At 50.2% G+C, this 15,241-nt stretch carries 15 protein-coding genes, 1 tRNA gene and 1 riboswitch; of the genes, 7 read left to right on the plus strand and 9 right to left on the minus strand.

The features are described 5' to 3' along the window. The first annotated feature begins 702 nt into the window (after positions 1-702). The 4 genes from L6H98_RS20640 to L6H98_RS20655 all read left to right on the plus strand — a co-directional run bounded on the left by L6H98_RS20640 (position 703) and on the right by L6H98_RS20655 (position 5,196). Complete coding sequence (locus tag L6H98_RS20640) at positions 703-2,460, plus strand: SNF2-related protein (RefSeq protein ID WP_236418003.1); 1,758 nt, start codon at positions 703-705, stop codon at positions 2,458-2,460. Then, the gene (locus L6H98_RS20645; RefSeq protein ID WP_236418005.1) at positions 2,457-3,488 is read left to right on the plus strand and encodes a YqhG family protein; all 1,032 of its coding nucleotides are present in this window, start codon (positions 2,457-2,459) and stop codon (positions 3,486-3,488) included. The genes L6H98_RS20640 and L6H98_RS20645 overlap by 4 nt, the downstream gene beginning before the upstream one ends. Positions 3,489-3,636: 148 nt before the next feature. After that, positions 3,637-4,722 (plus strand): hypothetical protein, encoded by a 1,086-nt coding sequence (locus L6H98_RS20650; RefSeq protein WP_236418009.1) that lies wholly within the window; start codon positions 3,637-3,639, stop codon positions 4,720-4,722. A 51-nt stretch (positions 4,723-4,773) separates the two neighbouring features. After that, positions 4,774-5,196, plus strand: a complete 423-nt coding sequence (locus L6H98_RS20655; RefSeq protein WP_236418010.1) for a hypothetical protein — start codon at positions 4,774-4,776, stop codon at positions 5,194-5,196. Between the two features lie 62 nt (positions 5,197-5,258). On the opposite strand, the gene L6H98_RS20660 is transcribed toward L6H98_RS20655, so the two are convergent. Continuing rightward, positions 5,259-5,435: a YqzE family protein gene (locus tag L6H98_RS20660; protein WP_236418013.1), complete on the minus strand. Its 177-nt coding sequence runs from the start codon at positions 5,433-5,435 to the stop codon at positions 5,259-5,261. 194 nt (positions 5,436-5,629) lie between these two features. Between L6H98_RS20660 and L6H98_RS20665 the strand changes: the two genes are divergently transcribed. Beyond that, positions 5,630-6,403, plus strand: coding sequence for an N-acetylmuramoyl-L-alanine amidase (locus L6H98_RS20665; protein WP_236418015.1), 774 nt, complete (start codon positions 5,630-5,632; stop codon positions 6,401-6,403). Here L6H98_RS20665 and L6H98_RS20670 read toward each other — a convergent pair. The 4 genes from L6H98_RS20670 to L6H98_RS20685 all read right to left on the minus strand — a co-directional run bounded on the left by L6H98_RS20670 (position 6,378) and on the right by L6H98_RS20685 (position 11,062). Continuing rightward, positions 6,378-7,316 carry a divergent polysaccharide deacetylase family protein gene (locus L6H98_RS20670; RefSeq protein WP_236418017.1) on the minus strand — a complete coding sequence of 313 codons (939 nt, stop codon included), beginning with the start codon at positions 7,314-7,316 and terminating at the stop codon, positions 6,378-6,380. The two genes, L6H98_RS20665 and L6H98_RS20670, sit on opposite strands and share 26 nt — an antisense overlap. A 229-nt stretch (positions 7,317-7,545) precedes the next feature. Further along, positions 7,546-8,373, minus strand: a complete 828-nt coding sequence (locus L6H98_RS20675) for a GNAT family N-acetyltransferase (protein WP_236418020.1) — start codon at positions 8,371-8,373, stop codon at positions 7,546-7,548. A 703-nt stretch (positions 8,374-9,076) separates the two neighbouring features. Further along, positions 9,077-10,684: an alkaline phosphatase family protein gene (locus tag L6H98_RS20680; protein WP_236418022.1), complete on the minus strand. Its 1,608-nt coding sequence runs from the start codon at positions 10,682-10,684 to the stop codon at positions 9,077-9,079. 293 nt (positions 10,685-10,977) lie between these two features. After that, a tRNA-Leu gene (locus L6H98_RS20685) sits at positions 10,978-11,062 on the minus strand. A gap of 330 nt (positions 11,063-11,392) precedes the next feature. Beyond that, a riboswitch (cyclic di-AMP (ydaO/yuaA leader) is annotated at positions 11,393-11,524 on the plus strand. A 6-nt stretch (positions 11,525-11,530) separates the two neighbouring features. On the opposite strand from L6H98_RS20685, the gene L6H98_RS20690 reads away from it, so the two are divergent. Next, complete coding sequence (locus L6H98_RS20690) at positions 11,531-11,995, plus strand: C40 family peptidase (protein WP_236418023.1); 465 nt, start codon at positions 11,531-11,533, stop codon at positions 11,993-11,995. Positions 11,996-12,119: 124 nt separating this feature from the next. Here L6H98_RS20690 and L6H98_RS20695 read toward each other — a convergent pair whose 3' ends face one another. From L6H98_RS20695 to L6H98_RS20710, 4 genes are all read right to left on the minus strand, one after another. Next, a complete protein-coding gene (locus L6H98_RS20695) occupies positions 12,120-12,449 on the minus strand; it encodes a carboxymuconolactone decarboxylase family protein (protein WP_236418025.1) in 330 nt (109 codons plus the stop codon). 131 nt (positions 12,450-12,580) lie between these two features. After that, on the minus strand, positions 12,581-12,799 hold the full coding sequence (locus tag L6H98_RS20700; protein ID WP_236418027.1) for a hypothetical protein: 219 nt from the start codon (positions 12,797-12,799) through the stop codon (positions 12,581-12,583). 143 nt (positions 12,800-12,942) lie between these two features. Beyond that, on the minus strand, positions 12,943-13,272 hold the full coding sequence (locus L6H98_RS20705) for a hypothetical protein (RefSeq protein ID WP_236418028.1): 330 nt from the start codon (positions 13,270-13,272) through the stop codon (positions 12,943-12,945). Between the two features lie 98 nt (positions 13,273-13,370). Further along, on the minus strand, positions 13,371-13,952 hold the full coding sequence (locus L6H98_RS20710; protein ID WP_236418029.1) for a xanthine phosphoribosyltransferase: 582 nt from the start codon (positions 13,950-13,952) through the stop codon (positions 13,371-13,373). Positions 13,953-14,151: 199 nt separating this feature from the next. On the opposite strand from L6H98_RS20710, the gene L6H98_RS20715 reads away from it, so the two are divergent. After that, complete coding sequence (locus L6H98_RS20715; RefSeq protein ID WP_236418031.1) at positions 14,152-15,210, plus strand: hypothetical protein; 1,059 nt, start codon at positions 14,152-14,154, stop codon at positions 15,208-15,210. Positions 15,211-15,241 lie beyond the last annotated feature (31 nt).

Here is a 15,241-nt window from a genome sequence, read left to right on the forward strand (position 1 = left end):
CAGGAGCCGACGCCGAAAGCGTCCGTAGCGTTGCCGTGCTTGTTGCATTTCTGGTTGTCATCCACATCATTAACATTCGTACTGCACCTTCCATCCTTCATTTCCACACAACAAAGACGCGCCATTATTCTGTTCGCGTTGCATCTATATTTATTGAATCCGCATCGCTTCCCGTTTAGCATTATACGCCGATGCTTCCGGGAAGAAATGACAGCAACCATTACAAATCAATGAAACGATGTAACCTTTTCTGCCAGATTCAACTAGCTGTAAAATCATACTGCAAAACCGCCGTTTAATACAATGTTTTTCTCGTACTGGACAATATTACCTGTCATTTCATGGCCGCGTTTTCATCCGCAATGCAGAAGCACTTCCACAGATGTCGTGAAAACCCGACTTCGTCCGACAAAAAAAGGCTGCAAACCATGTCTAACAGCCATTACCCATTATAAACCGAATTATTGCCAGATTGAAAGTTTTGCCCCGAATTGCGTCCAGATACCTAGGACCAGGGAGAGAGTACGCATTAGCGTATGGAATCGCCAAGAAGGTGCATATTGATGAAAGTTCTGCAATTCTATGAAATCTCATGCCCGGACCAAAAGCGTACATTACGCATATGGTTATGAACTGCTTCCCGTTCGTCCATACTATAACCTACGAATACTACGTCATGAACCATGGCAGGGAGGATGCAACATGAACCGGAAACAACCGCAGAACAATCAACCTGCACCACCGAAATTGCCCGTTCCGCTGGAATTGGACCGCACCTGGTTGAACCAGCTCGAATCCCGGCTTGACAAAGGCGGTCCCTGGGGCGATTACCGGCTCTTTCAATTGGCCAATCAAGCCGAAGAAACGAATCTCATTCCCAATTTTGACGAAATCCAGTGCCTGAAACATCTGCAAGGGCTTACTCCGCTCCCCCATCAACTGGATACTGCCCGCAAGGTACTCTTTGAAATGTCGGGCCGGGCCATTCTTGCCGACGAGGTAGGTCTGGGCAAAACGATCGAGGCCGGGCTGATCCTCAAAGAATACATGATCCGTGGACTCGTCTCCAAAGTGCTTATTCTCGTGCCCGCGTCCCTTGTCCTGCAGTGGGTGCGAGAGCTGAATTCCAAGTTCGGCATTCCCGCAGTCGCGCAGAAAAAAGCCTACTCCTGGCAATCCGAAGTCGTCGTTGCCTCCATGGATACGGCCAAACGCGATCCGCATAAGGATATTTTGCTGGGCACGGACTACGACATGATCATTGTCGACGAGGCCCACAAGCTCAAAAACAAAAAAACGACGAACTATCAATTCATGCTCAAAATGCGAAAAAAGTATTGCCTGCTGCTTACCGCTACCCCGGTGCAAAACGACATGGGCGAGTTGTTTAACCTCATCAACCTGCTGAAGCCCGGGCAGCTCGGCAAGCAAGGCGATTTTGCCGCCAACTTCGTCGTCGACAAACGTATACCGAAAAATCAGGAGCAGCTCAAGGACGAGCTGTCCAAGGTCATGATCCGCAATCGGCGCGGTGAAGGCCCCGTTCAGTTCACGAAACGCAATGTATCCAACGTGAACCTGCAGCTGTCACCAGACGAGCAGGCTCTCTATGATGCGGTTACGGCCTTCGTGAAGGATCAATACCAGGAGGCCGGCGGCAACTTAAACAGCATGCTGTCACTGGTCACGCTGCAGCGTGAAGTATGCAGCAGCCGCGATGCCGTCTTTGTCACCCTGGTCAACCTGGCCAAAAAGCTTCCGCTGGATTCTCCGCTGCGGGACAAGATCTGGGAGCTCGTTGCCCACATCAAAGCCATCAAGGCCAATTCCAAAGCGGAAAAAACGATGGAACTCATTCGCGGCATGAACGAAAAAGTGATCATCTTCACGGAATACCGGGCCACGCAGGAATACCTGCTGAACTATTTCCGCAATAACGGGCTGACGGCAGTTCCCTACCGCGGCGGTATGAACCGGGGCAAAAAAGATTGGATGATGGACCTTTTCCGCGGTCGCGTGCAAGCCATGATTGCCACGGAAGCGGGCGGCGAGGGCATCAACCTGCAGTTCTGCCACCATATGATCAATTTCGATCTTCCATGGAATCCGATGCGGGTCGAGCAGCGAATCGGGCGTGTACATCGGCTCGGGCAGCAGAACGACGTCAATATCTATAACCTTTCGACGACAGGCACCATTGAGGAGCATATCCTGAACCTGCTTCATGAAAAAATCAACATGTTCGAAATGGTTATTGGCGGCCTGGACGTTATTCTGGAACGGCTGGAAAAGAAAGAATCCATCGAAAAAAGCCTGTACAAAATCATGCTGGAATCCCAAAACGAAGACGATATCCGGCGCAAAATGGATTCCCTCGGCCAATCGCTCCATTCCATTCAGCGCGAAGTACAGAGTGAAGTGCCCGAGCGGGAATTACGGGAAGGAGGAAGATCACGATGAGCATGGCGCCAAACGAAGTGCAGGCTTACGTGCTGACCTATCTGGAAGCAACGGATTGCGACATTTTGGAAAAATCCCCGGCCCATGTTACGGTCAAGCTTTCTCCGGAGGCAGACAAAGCCCTGACGAATCGCCCTTATTACTGGGGGTTTGTGGAACGCACCGGCGCTCCGGCCGAAACGATGTCGTTCACCTTCGTTTTCGATCCCGAAGCCTATCAACGCTCCCTGGAAGCAGCAGAAGCGGCTTCCGCCGCCTCGCAGGCGCCCAATTCACCTGCAGCAGGCGGTGAAGCAAAGGAAAGCATTTTGGGCCGGTATTTCGGCATTGCTCCTGCCCTTCCGCAGCTCGGACCAGGGCGCATCCTGCGCGAGGATGTCGTGTACGGCAGCCGGCGGTTGCAGCAAATTTTCGGCGCTGCCCGCGAAGGCGGCTCCTATGTCAATTTGTTCGAACAGCCTGCCAAGCGGCAGCTGAACGCTTCTGCCCCATCCCTGTACGAGCCCTGGCTCGGCGTCTGCTTCAAGGTGGAATTTGCCTGCGACCTGAAGCGGGAAGAACTGCATTTCCTCGGCATTTCCTTACGGTCCGGGCAAATCGTCGAAAGATTCGGCTCCAAGCTTAACCGGCGCGTCCTCAGCCCGCGGCTGGCCGAAAACATGCACGTCCAAACGGCCAAAATGTCGCTGGCCGCCGCCGGAGACGCGCTGGAAACCCATCTGACCAACCAGCTGATGCTGCTGGATTACAGCTGGGCCGAACAAGCGAAGCAGCGTCTGGAATTGGAGCTGTCCGTGCTGGATGCCTATTACGAAGCTGTTTTCAACGAAGAGGAAGGCGAAACGACAACGTCCAAACGTGCCGAAGCGAAGGATGCTTCCCCTGACGAAGACAAGGTAGAGCAAGCCGCATTGGCGCGCGAAGCCCTGAAACAGCAGTATGAAACACGTCGAACCGAAATGATCTGGCAGTATGAGCCCAAAGTGAAGGTTACGGCAATCAGTTGCGGCATGTTTCATTTAAGATAGACGTGGATGCTACTTTTCCAGCAAATGACGGCAAAAGTAGTGTTTATTCCTGAGCCGCCTGACGACAGGTTGCAGCACCCTTTGCACGGCCTGTCCCCTAGAATAGGAACTGGAATCGAATCGAACCGAAAAAGAAGGTGTGAGTCCATTGAACAAGCTTCTCTGCAGGCCGCGCATACTCCACGGGTTTCTGATCGGATTGGGAATAAGCCTGACCGGTCTGTTCGTGTCATCCTTCCCGATGTATGCAGAAGGCGCGGAACGGCAGCAACAGCGGGAGTCCTCGGCATATGCTGCCTCTGCGGCTAATCCCGAATTTACGCTCCCTTCTTCTGTACAAGCGCCCGAATCCGTGCAGCAGTTTGCCCGTAATCAGGCACGGGTGCTCGGAGCCGGATCACCCGAATCATCCCATATATGGGGTCGTGCAGAGCTGCGTTTCTTTCCCCTGGGGCCGGGGACACACGGCTGGTTGGTTCATGCTTATGTGGACGATGCGGCTCTAGGATATATGATCATCGTTGCCAGCGAACAGGGGGACCTGGTTCTAAGCGAATATGGCGAAGGCAAAGAGCCGCTGTACAGTTTCACTTTGCTGAAAAAGGCTCTGCTTCGGCAACAGCTCGATCCACAGGTGGTCACGGCAGGCGGCGGGTCAATCGAGCTTCGCTACATGCCGCCTATGCTGGCCTACTGGTCCGTGAAGCAAAAAAACGGAGATTCTTTATATATCGACGCTGCAGGAGGTGATCTGCTTCCGTTCGAAGTTGTGCAGGCCGCGGAACAACGGCTCGCCGCCGGCGATCCCCATTCCTTTTGGAGCCTTTCGTTTAAGGAAAAGCAGCAGATCGTATCTTCACCTGACCCCCACGTCCTGGATGCATCAACGTTTACGGTTGACCAGCTGCATGCTGTCCCCTTGTACGATCCGGTTGAACAATTGTCATGGATCACCTCGCCTGCGATTCCTGTGAAGGGAACTGACGATCTGTTCAAACTATGGGGTCAAGGCCAATCCATCGTATTCTCGGCTGGCGAACGCAACATGTATTATGGCGGCCCACTGCCGGTCGGCGGCATTCAAGTCTGGACATCATTGTCGGACGGGATGAAGATTGCGTATGCTGCCATAGGCGGCAGTTCGACCCTTCAACGAAGGGTACCCTTGCAAACCTTGATCCATGACGGACATTTTTACGTGTTCGATCCCCTCGCCTTCGTGCATCATCAATGATACAATTGGTCATTATATCCAGTATTTCTATCGATGTGGAGGGCTTGATTCATGAAGAGGTGGGGCATCGGTGTGGGCATTAGCGCTATCGTTTGTTTTGCCGCGGGATTTTTTTGGATGGTTACGTTTATTCAAAACGTGGGTGTCCCCCAAGTCCGGATGATGCAAATATTGAATTCAACCAAGCTGGACATTGGTGCACTTGGAACGAACGAACAAGGCCACGGACTGTTTTTGACCCGGAACAACTTACAGCGTACCACTCAACTGTTTCAGGATCGCATGAGCCAACAAGGCTGGACGTATACCGGACAGGAAGGTTCGGGTTATTTTTTCAAAAAAGGCCGGCAAACCGCGGTCGTCACAACCCGCATCATGCACCGGAAATTCATTCAAATTCAGGTGCAGCATAATATTGTCAACATTGCCGACTCATCCACAACAAATAAGACGCATTCCTCAGACTCACTCTAGGAAAGCGTCTTTTTGTCTTTCTTTGTACGATCTAAGCGAAGCCAGAGCTGCCCGCCGACCACTTATTTACGGTCCTTTCTTCTGACCCACATGGATAGGCCGTAGGGAAGCATGCCGAACCATTTAACCGCCCACGGTTCCTTCGTTTTGCGCTGTCCCTTTCGTTCCTCCCGCGGGGTTTCCATATAATGGACCACACGCTGCGTAATGTACTTCACCAATTCATCGCTCTTAGCCATTCTTTCGCCTCCTCACTATTCTACCGGCGGATCGCCGCCGGTTAGTTATAGTGTGCGCAGGACATCCGGCAGGTAAACATTTTTCCGGCTCGCAAAGTATGAAAAGCGTCAGAATGCACAGCCTAATGTCAAAGGGTTCCACTGCATCCAGTTCATGCGTGAGGTGCCTATTTAGATAAGGAGTGTGCGTTAACATGTTAAAGCTGTTATCCGCGACGATGGCACTGCTCATCGGCCTTTCCACACTATCCCATTCCACTGCCTTTGCAAGTGCAGGAATCCAGCGTGAATCCGTTTCTTCACCATCTACCGAAAAACAAAGCGAAAGTCCTTCCCTTTTGCCTCTCATGGACGGGGATGCTTATCGCTCCTCCCACCACGCATTTGCCACACCGGTGATTTTACTCGATGTGGGCCATGGCGGAATTGATGGCGGTACAAGTGCGAAAGGCGTTTTGGAAAAAGACATCAACCTTGCCATCAGCCAGAAACTTTATCTGCTCCTGCGCAGCAAAGGATACGCGGTAATCATTAACCGGCTCGGCGATTATGCGCTCAGCGATGATAATCGTTGGCTGAACAGCCGTTCCAGGCACCATCGCGACCTGGCCCAACGGAAAAGCTTGAGCGAGGAAGTCAGTACCGACATTGTGGTCAGCATCCATGCCAACTGGAGCAAAAAAGCGGCCATCCGCGGTCCCGTCGTCTTGCACCAAAAGGAAGGCCGCAGTTATTTACTGGCCGAAGCCATTCAAAGCCGGCTCAATGACTTGTACGGAACCCGGCATGGCGTAGAATGGGGCAAACCGTTTTATTTGCTTAACCAGGTAAAACAGCCCGCCGTTATCGTCGAGACAGGATTTTTGAGCAATGCGAAGGATCTGACCATGATCAACGATTCCGAAGGACAGAAGCGGATCGCAGAGGCTATCGCTGACGGCATTATTTTTTATCTATCGGCTGTGTAGGAAAAGCGTTCCAACTCCATACTTCCCGGGCCAAATCGCCAATACCGACGAATTCAACCTGTCCTTTGTAGCGTATCATCGCCTCATGAACGACGGCGGATGTGTTCAATCCGGTATGGCCGACATGGCCGATCACCACACAATTGGTTTTATCGAGCGCATGTTTTACTGCAGCATCCATCTGTTTGCGGATATGCTGCTTCGTATTGCGGTCATCCAGAAATATGTCATTGCCGATGGGAGGCATGTTTTTCTGGGCAGCCAGTTCGCCGACGATCGAGCGGAAATTGGTGCGGCTGTCCACAAAAAACAGCCCCCGCTCCCGGCACACATCCAGTACGACGGACATAATGCGTTTGTCTGAAGTGATTTTGGAGCCCATATGATTGTTCATGCCGATGGCATAAGGAACGTCATCGATTGCTCTTTCTATCCGCTCCCGAACCTCCTCGTCGCTCAAACCTGACGTGATAGCGCCTGGGCCGAGCCATTCAGGTCTTCCCTTTTTCGGTTCCATGGGCATATGGACAATGACGTCCATGCCCTTTTCATGCGCTGCGACCGCGTCCTTTTTCGTTGTCGACAAAAAAGGCATGACTGCGACCGTCAGCTTCGCAGGCACAGCCAATATTTCCGCCGTGCCCTTCATGTCGTTGCCTGCATCGTCGATAATAATGGCAAGCCGCTTATGCGGTTCGGAGGATTCAATGCGTGAACCATCCTTGCCGGCTGGCTTCTGCATGTTCCGTCCAGCATTGGCATGTTCAATCAAGTCGGAGCGACCTGCCGCAGCTCCAAATGCCCCGGCTGAGCCCTGCAGCAGCATTAGCACCATCGCACCGGCCATGATCACTTTTACGGCCCTGTTTTTGCCTTTTCGCGCTTGTTGGCCTACATCTTGCTTTTTCATCATAACCCCCTCCTTATGTCCGTGTACTCATTGTTTCATATTGGAGGAGTGAATATGTACGCTGCTGACCCAGTCTTCCCGGTAAAAAATTGCACGTCAAACAGGCTTGCCAATATCGCTGGAACGCAAGCCTGTCACGTCATATTTATGCTGATACAAGGACGAATCACTGTGTTAGCGCCCCAGCAATGAACAAAGATTCAAGACCAGATATCCCCCAGCAGCTTATCCGTCATTTAGCGAGATCATATCTGAAATTTGCGGCAGCTTCCACTTGCTGAAAGCCTTCCTGAAGGTAAAGGTTCTTGGCTCGCTCATTCTCGGCATTGACGCACAGGATCGCTTGAGAGTACCCCTGTTCAACCGCGAACGCCATTGCCGCTCTAAGGAGAATTCTCCCCAGCCCTTTTCCTTGGTATTCAGGAACAAGCGCAACCGGCCCGATGTTCATGATCGATGCTCCTTGGAATTCATCGTCCGAACCCCGCACGATTCCAACGGGCCGGTCCCCATGATACAGCATCAGCATCCCGCCCTCAAGGTAATCCTCCTCCGCAACCATTTTGGTTACCATGTCTGGTGTTACCGGTGTTTCATTTCCTTTCAGCTTGGCGAAACCCGCGTTTCGGATCTCTGCCCATGCCTCTTCGTCCAATCCCGTACGGAAAGCTTCCAATCGATATCCGTCAGGTACCTCGAAAGCCGGCTTTTCGAGCTGATGATGTACCAGAATAAAGGCATATCGCTCCAGCTTGAAATCCAGCTTTTTCAACGTTTCCATAAATTCGTGATGTACGGTTGGCACAAAAACAAACAGGTGATCCAGCCCTTTCCCATGCTGTATAATCGACTTCAACAATCGGCCGTGCAGAGTGAGATCACTCACTTCGGCGTGAAAAATGCGGAACCGCCCACGCCGCCCTTTGCGGTGATAAGCATCTTTAATGAGCGAAACTGCGCCAACCACTTCCTCCGCCGAATCCAGGGCAATATAGGTCGGATTGTCTTCATGGATGGCAAAGTCGCGCAAGTCCTCTTCGTATAAAAACGAATCATCCACTTCATTACGGTGCTTCCTGCAATATGCTAAAAAGCTCCCCAGAGTTTCCTGGCTCAAAGCTTCAATTCTATGATTGGTCATATGCGCTTCCCCGCCTCTACTTATATTATGAAAAAACTCCAGAGTTTCTCTGGAGTTTTGCTTATGATTTGTGGATGCGGTCGAGAGGACTCGAACCTGCAACAAAGACTAAGATACCGTGTATTCATTACGGGGTCAACCTATTTTTATTGAACAACAAACTCCAAATTGAAGTTACAGGAAGTCAAAGGTTACATTCCCATGAATGAAGAGATCGGACTGTACGAAAAATAAAGACCGTTATTCGGATAAGTATAACCATTCAAAAAGGTGGTGAAATGGCATGCAATGGACGCGACTCCTGAATAATCGGGGAATCCTAATGTCGTTATTGGCTGTAGGAGTTGGATTGGCTACCTATGGGGTTACACGGCGGCTAAGATAAAACAGCAGCGACTGGCGTCCGATGATGCCGCCTGTTCGAAAAAATGTTCTAGGTACAGCAGCAATAAACACAAAACAACCACCGGTATAAAAGTATACCGGTGGTCTCATGATCAATGCATGAACGCTGCAAAGATCCCTACCAAATCTGCGGGTACCTTGAACGAATTCATCAAAGAGTTTGTTTATCAACACGGTCACCAATAATGAAAGAGGGCATTTGAAACGCCTTCTCTTTTCACCTATTGCTTTTCTGGGCCTTCTTTGTTACGAGATTAAGCAAATAAGCTTTTAAGTCGACCATTCGCAAGTGTTCCGGCTTTTGGTCTGTTCCGCTGATGATCAAGGGAACAAGCGATTCCATTTTGCGAATGGAACCATGACCGCCTCCGCCCTTATGCGCAGGTGAAATGCCGCCCGTCAATTCATATCCCGGTTTTGCCGTGACAACCAAAAATTCGCCTTGGTGTGAACGGAGCGCGCTTGACAAACGTTTCAGAACATCGGGATATTGATCGTAATTCAATGAATGTGTGGCCGTGTTTATGCTTAAATCCAGCACCTCTTGATCCTGTTCGACCGTCCATGATTGGTTGTATGGATCAGTTAGATTGCCGCCTGCTTTAAATTTGATCTGTTTGCCTGTTGCCCCCTGAATGGCGTATATCCATTCCTGGTCTTTCCAGGAAACGAAATCGATGCGCGGATCGCTCTTCAATACATTTGCCGTGTCTCTCAGGGATCGATCCGCTTTCAATGAATATACATAGGCCATCGTTTCATTGACGGCGAGCACGATATCCGTATCTTCCGATACGGCTTCACCCGGACGCAAAATGGTGGCGTCTCCGAGCAAAGAAGGCAAATCAATGACCGGATTTTGATTGGCAGGCAAAATCTGTGTCATTCCGCTGTCGCCTGCAATGACAAAAACGGCCTCTTTCAAGGCTTTCTCCGGAGAACCGAATGTTTCCAATACAGATTGAAGCTGCTGATCCAACTTTTTGACTCCACGAAGTCCAGTGGGACCTTTTTTATGTAACTCCCGGTCCAAGTCCGGCAAATAAACAAACAAAAAATCCGGCAATGTATTGGAGTGAATCAAATATTTTACGGCTTCAATAGCGAAGTCATTATGGATGCCCAACCGATTCGTTACACCGTCCGGCAAGTTTTTTATCCCCTGAAACGGATTAGACAACGAACCCAGGGACAACAGGTCCGGCCCTTTCACATGAATCTCTTTCGGTAAAGAAGCAGGACCTTGAATCCAATCGGGTATCGACAACTTATGATCGGACGCCCCCCTGTAAATCAGGCCGTTGATCGAACCAGACTTAAACCCTTGCCGGGCTAAGTCCTCATAGATCGTAGGCAAATCCTTGCTCAAATGACTCCCGTTCAAATGGATCAGCGCATCAGCAAGTACCCGATTCACTCCGAGCCTGAGCACTTCCATCGGTCCGGTTCCATAGTTGATCATTCTCTTGGTTTCCGCAGAGTACCACGTCAGACCCGGCACACGGTGAATGTCCGGATACGCACCGGTAAGCAATGAGCTGTCGATCGTGACGGACATCGTGGGAAAGGAACTGACCAGGTTTTTATAATATTGTCCGTGTTCGATCAGAAATTTTAATGTCGGAAGCTCCTGCTTGCCGATTCCTTGGTCAATCGCCTGAACCATCAAAGAGTCTACCATCAGGAAAATGACTTTCTTCGCATTTTCTCCACTGGCGGAATTTATTCGCATCAAATCCTGTTCTTTGGGTTTCGAGTTCTGGCATCCGATCAGCATGATCGATATAAGGATCACAGGCCACATTCGAATCCCTTTTTTCTTCATAACGGTTCACCCCTTTATGTACATTGTGTCTTGAAATCTAGGGGGTATCCGAGGTTATTTTTTCCATTATGAACATAACCAAGATGACAATTACATCCGTTCCGTGAAAAATATGGCTGGATTCAGCACAAATACAGCGTCTCGCGGCAAATCTCTCCCGCCGCACTGGACGAAATGATGGCCAATGGCAAGCCGGTACAGCGTGACCGCGTTACACAGGCGTTCCTATAGATGAAAAAAGCTCCTGAATCTCCAAATAAGGAAATTCAAGAGCTTTCTTATGGTTGTATTGATGCGGTCGAGAGGACTCGAACCTCCACGGGGGGTTAGCCCACACGGACCTGAACCGTGCGCGTCTGCCAATTCCGCCACGACCGCATATGTGGTATATCTCCGGAAATATCACGGCGACAAGGAAGAATATATCATAGAAACCGAAACTCTGTCAACACATTAACAGCCATGATGAACAGCAAAATGACGCGAAAGGAAATGGATGCTGTAGTCAGGCGACAAACTATTTATTTGTCCATTCCATCAGCTGTTGAAACGGTGGTTACTTTTTTGTAACCGAAAAACGACAGCTTTTTCGCAAATTGAGCATAAAAAATGAGAATTCCGTTAACATGGCGGTGCAGATAACCGTTTCAGAACGATTTGACAATTTCGTATTTATGCAATATCATTTCAAATGGTTACAAAATATTCATTATTCATGTGCCGAGTTTCATTAGTGAAAACGGGGGAACCATACCGGGTGAATTATTCCGATACATAGGAAATATAGGGAACCTTCTACCGAACCCTTAGCTAACTCCGTAGGCATCGAAGGGAGAACATAACATTTTGAAAAAGCTTATCCTGTCCTTATTCGGCGCAGCCGTTTTATTTACTTCCGGTGCAACAGCAACCGAAGCAAGCAGCATCAATACCGTAGTCAACAGCATGACTGGCATTCCGTACAAGTGGGGCGGCACAACAATGGCCGGCTTCGATTGTTCCGGATTTATGAGATACCTGTTCAACAAATACAGCATCGAACTGCCGCGTACCTCGCAGGCACAAGCCAAGGCTGGCACCGCTGTTTCCAAAGCCAACCTTCGCACAGGCGACCTTGTATTTTTCAACACCACTGGAAAAGGCATCTCTCATACAGGCGTGTATATCGGTGGAGGCAATTTCGCCCATGCTTCAAGCAGCAAAGGCGTCAGCATCACCAAATTGTCCAATCCTTATTTCAGCGACCGCTACGTCACTGCACGCCGCGTAACCGGCGAATTCATGTATAACAAAATGCTCGGAAAGATCTAAACGGCACTGCACTTGTTCATTCAGAAAACTTGAGCAACATTGTACTCTAACCAAGAATGCCAAAAAAACCAGACAGGGCTCGAGCCTTGTCTGGTTTTTTTGGTGCAAATATGGGCGTATCGGATTAATGCAGCGCCTTCTGAACCCTAAGAGCCCCTTGAGACAGGGCGTGTCCGCCTCCAACGGCTCCAGCGACGGCAACGGCCTCCAGTATTTCCTGATCGGAAGCTCCCTTGGCACGGGCCTCCTGCACGTGGTAGAGCGTGCACACTTCATTATTCGCAAACAATCCGATGCCCAGCGCGATTAATTGTTTCGTTTTGGCGTCGATGGCGCCTGGCTGAAAACACTCGCCCGTAAATTCGTGATAGGACTTGACCACGCCGGGAAGCAAACCTTCCAATTCGCCAATCTGATCCTTGTACGCATGGACTTTATCGTTCATCAGTGTCATGTTGCAATCATCCCCTCACAGATAGGTTCCAGTCACTCACCGACCTTATCCTGTCTCCCGGAGCAGACAACTATGCCCAAACGTCCATGGTAAATCCAGTTAACCTCAGGAATAATCCTGATGGCAGACCGCTACTCCTTCAGCGGGCTTCGACGGGGTTCGCTGAAACGTTGGAAGCTGTAATGGCGATCCAGCTTGACCACTCGCCGATTTTGACGGCGAATGAGAACCTGCTCATCGTCCCACGCAACGACAATGCCTTTCACGTCGTTGGATTCCAACTCGTCGCGCACCACCCTCACTTTTTCTCCCGACAAGCGGAGCGCATTCAATTCTTCATCGCTAATCATGATTCATGGCCTCGACTTTCTATAAAATGATGGTCTGTATCTGTGCTAAACGGCAACGTGCTACAAAAAGAGACCTAAATGAAATTCATTTAGGTCTCGCGTGACTGCTGCCGTGTCATTCCTAAGTGGTTCCCTACTGAAAATTATCGCTGAGCGTGCTCTTTGCTGTCGTTCTTCTCAAACCAGAAATCAAGCACCTTGGCGGACATCACGCGTGATTCCAGGTACTCCACTTGATGCGGCGTAAATTGTTCTTTCCAAGAGAAGGACAACTCTTCGCACAAGCCCACGATCGTCAGCAGCTCTGACCAGGCAACGTAGCGTTTGTACCAGAAAAACTGCGGATGTTCAATCATATAGGGATAAAGGTCATCAAATTCCGTATGTTTACAATCCAGGGCACGTTCAAAATGAACTTTTGATTCAGCCAGCTTATCCATAAAAAACTGTTCTGTTGCCGGTTGGTTTCCCATGGTGTTGCCTCCTCTCCCTAACATAACCCCATTATAAAACAAATGCACGGTCATGCAAAGGTATAGTTAAGAAAAAATGAGTCTTTTCCTTCGAATGGTCAACATTCCGAATCGTCAAACTGCACGGTACCGTTCTCCAGAGAACGGATCCGAACCAACGCTTCCACCGGAACGCCCAACTCGCGAATGGTGCGTGCGCCGGCCTGAAAGCATTTTTCCACCACGACTCCGAATCCGACCAGCTCAGCCCCCGAACGCTCTATAATTTTGATGATGCCGCGCGCGGCATCCCCATTGGCAATGATGTCGTCAATGAACAGGATTCGATCATTTTCCCGGATGAACTCGCGGGATACCATTATATCGGTTACGATTCCTTTGGTAAAGGAAGGTACGCGCTCACAGTAGGCGTCTGGGTCAGCCAAAAGCGTTTTTTTGCGCCTTGCGAATACGAGCGGCACGCCAAGTTCGTGCGCTGTGGCAAAAGCGACCGGAATGCCCGACGATTCAACCGTAATGATCCGGGTTACCCCGCTTTCGCGGAAACGTGCTGCAAATTCGCGTCCCATTTCCATCGTCAATTCCGTATCGATCTGATGGTTGAGCAGGGCGTCCAGCTTCAGAACCTGGTCCGAAATAACCACGCCTTCTTCCAAAATCCGTTGTTTCAATACTTCCATGTTTTGACCTCCCAGCCTATCCTATGAGGTAAAAGTATCATACATCCTGCCCATAGTTCAAGCGAAATCGCCCCAGTCTTCATGACGAAGGAAAAAGTTGTCGACTCTACGCGCTTGTCATGACTTTTTCGGGTCAAGCATACCTTGTACCATGGCACCCGCATGTCCAAACTAATTTGGTGCCTGAGAGGGGAAACGCATGAAACAGGCTTTCCGGGTACTGCAGATCGCATTCACATACATCGGAACGGTTGTCGGCGCCGGCTTCGCGACAGGACAGGAAATATTGCAGTTTTTCACCCAGTTTGGCAAATGGGCCACCATCACCATCGGTTTATCCACCATACTGTTTGTCTGGCTGGGCACCAAAATGATGCTGATTGCCCACGATACCGAATCCCGCTCCTATGAGGATCTCAACAAGCATTTGTTCGGGCAGCAGGCAGGCAAATGGATTACCTGGGTTACCCTCCTGGTCCTCATTGGCGTCAACAGCGTGATGCTTGCTGGCGCAGGCTCGGTATTCGTGGAGCATCTGGGGATGCATTACCAAACCGGACTACTCATTACGCTGGTCGGTACATACCTTTTGCTTGGACGAGGCATACAAGCGATTCTGCAGATGAACAGCATCGTGGTGCCCATGATGCTTCTGTTGTCGTTGCTCATGATTGTCAGCACCATTCATCATCCAGCCGCCACGCGGTTCATTACGCTGACGACGGATGCTAATCCGGTTAGGGTCTGGCTATCCCCCTTGCTGTATTCGTCATTTAACCTTGCCCTGGCTCAGGCGGTGCTCGTGCCGTTAGGCAGTCAGATCCGTGATCGTAACGTACTGAAGTGGGGCGGCATTGTAGGGGGCGTTGGCGTCGGTTTCATGCTGATGGCAGCACATTTTGCGATGTCGGCCTATATGCCTGGAATTACTCAATTCGAGATTCCGATGGGCAGCATTGCCTTTCAATTGGGATGGGTTGTGCAATCCATCTACGTGTCTCTGATTTTTATGGAAATCTTCAGCACGTTCGTTGCCGATATCTATGGCATGACGCTCCAGCTTAAACAGCATGTCCAGGTTCCGCCCAAACTGCTTATCCTGACGATCATGTTGCTGTGTTACCTGCTCAGCCAATTGGGGTTCAGTTCATTGCTTTCCGTTCTGTACCCGATCTTCGGCTGCCTCGCCCTGGTCTGGGCAACCAAATTGATCATGAACCATTGGGGAAGCTTTCGCAAAACCGGCAAGAATCAATAAAAGCAAAGGAGCGAAATAAACGGGCAGCAGA

The sequence above is a fragment of the Paenibacillus sp. JJ-223 genome, assembly GCF_927798175.1.
Taxonomy (GTDB): domain Bacteria; phylum Bacillota; class Bacilli; order Paenibacillales; family Paenibacillaceae; genus Paenibacillus; species Paenibacillus hubeiensis.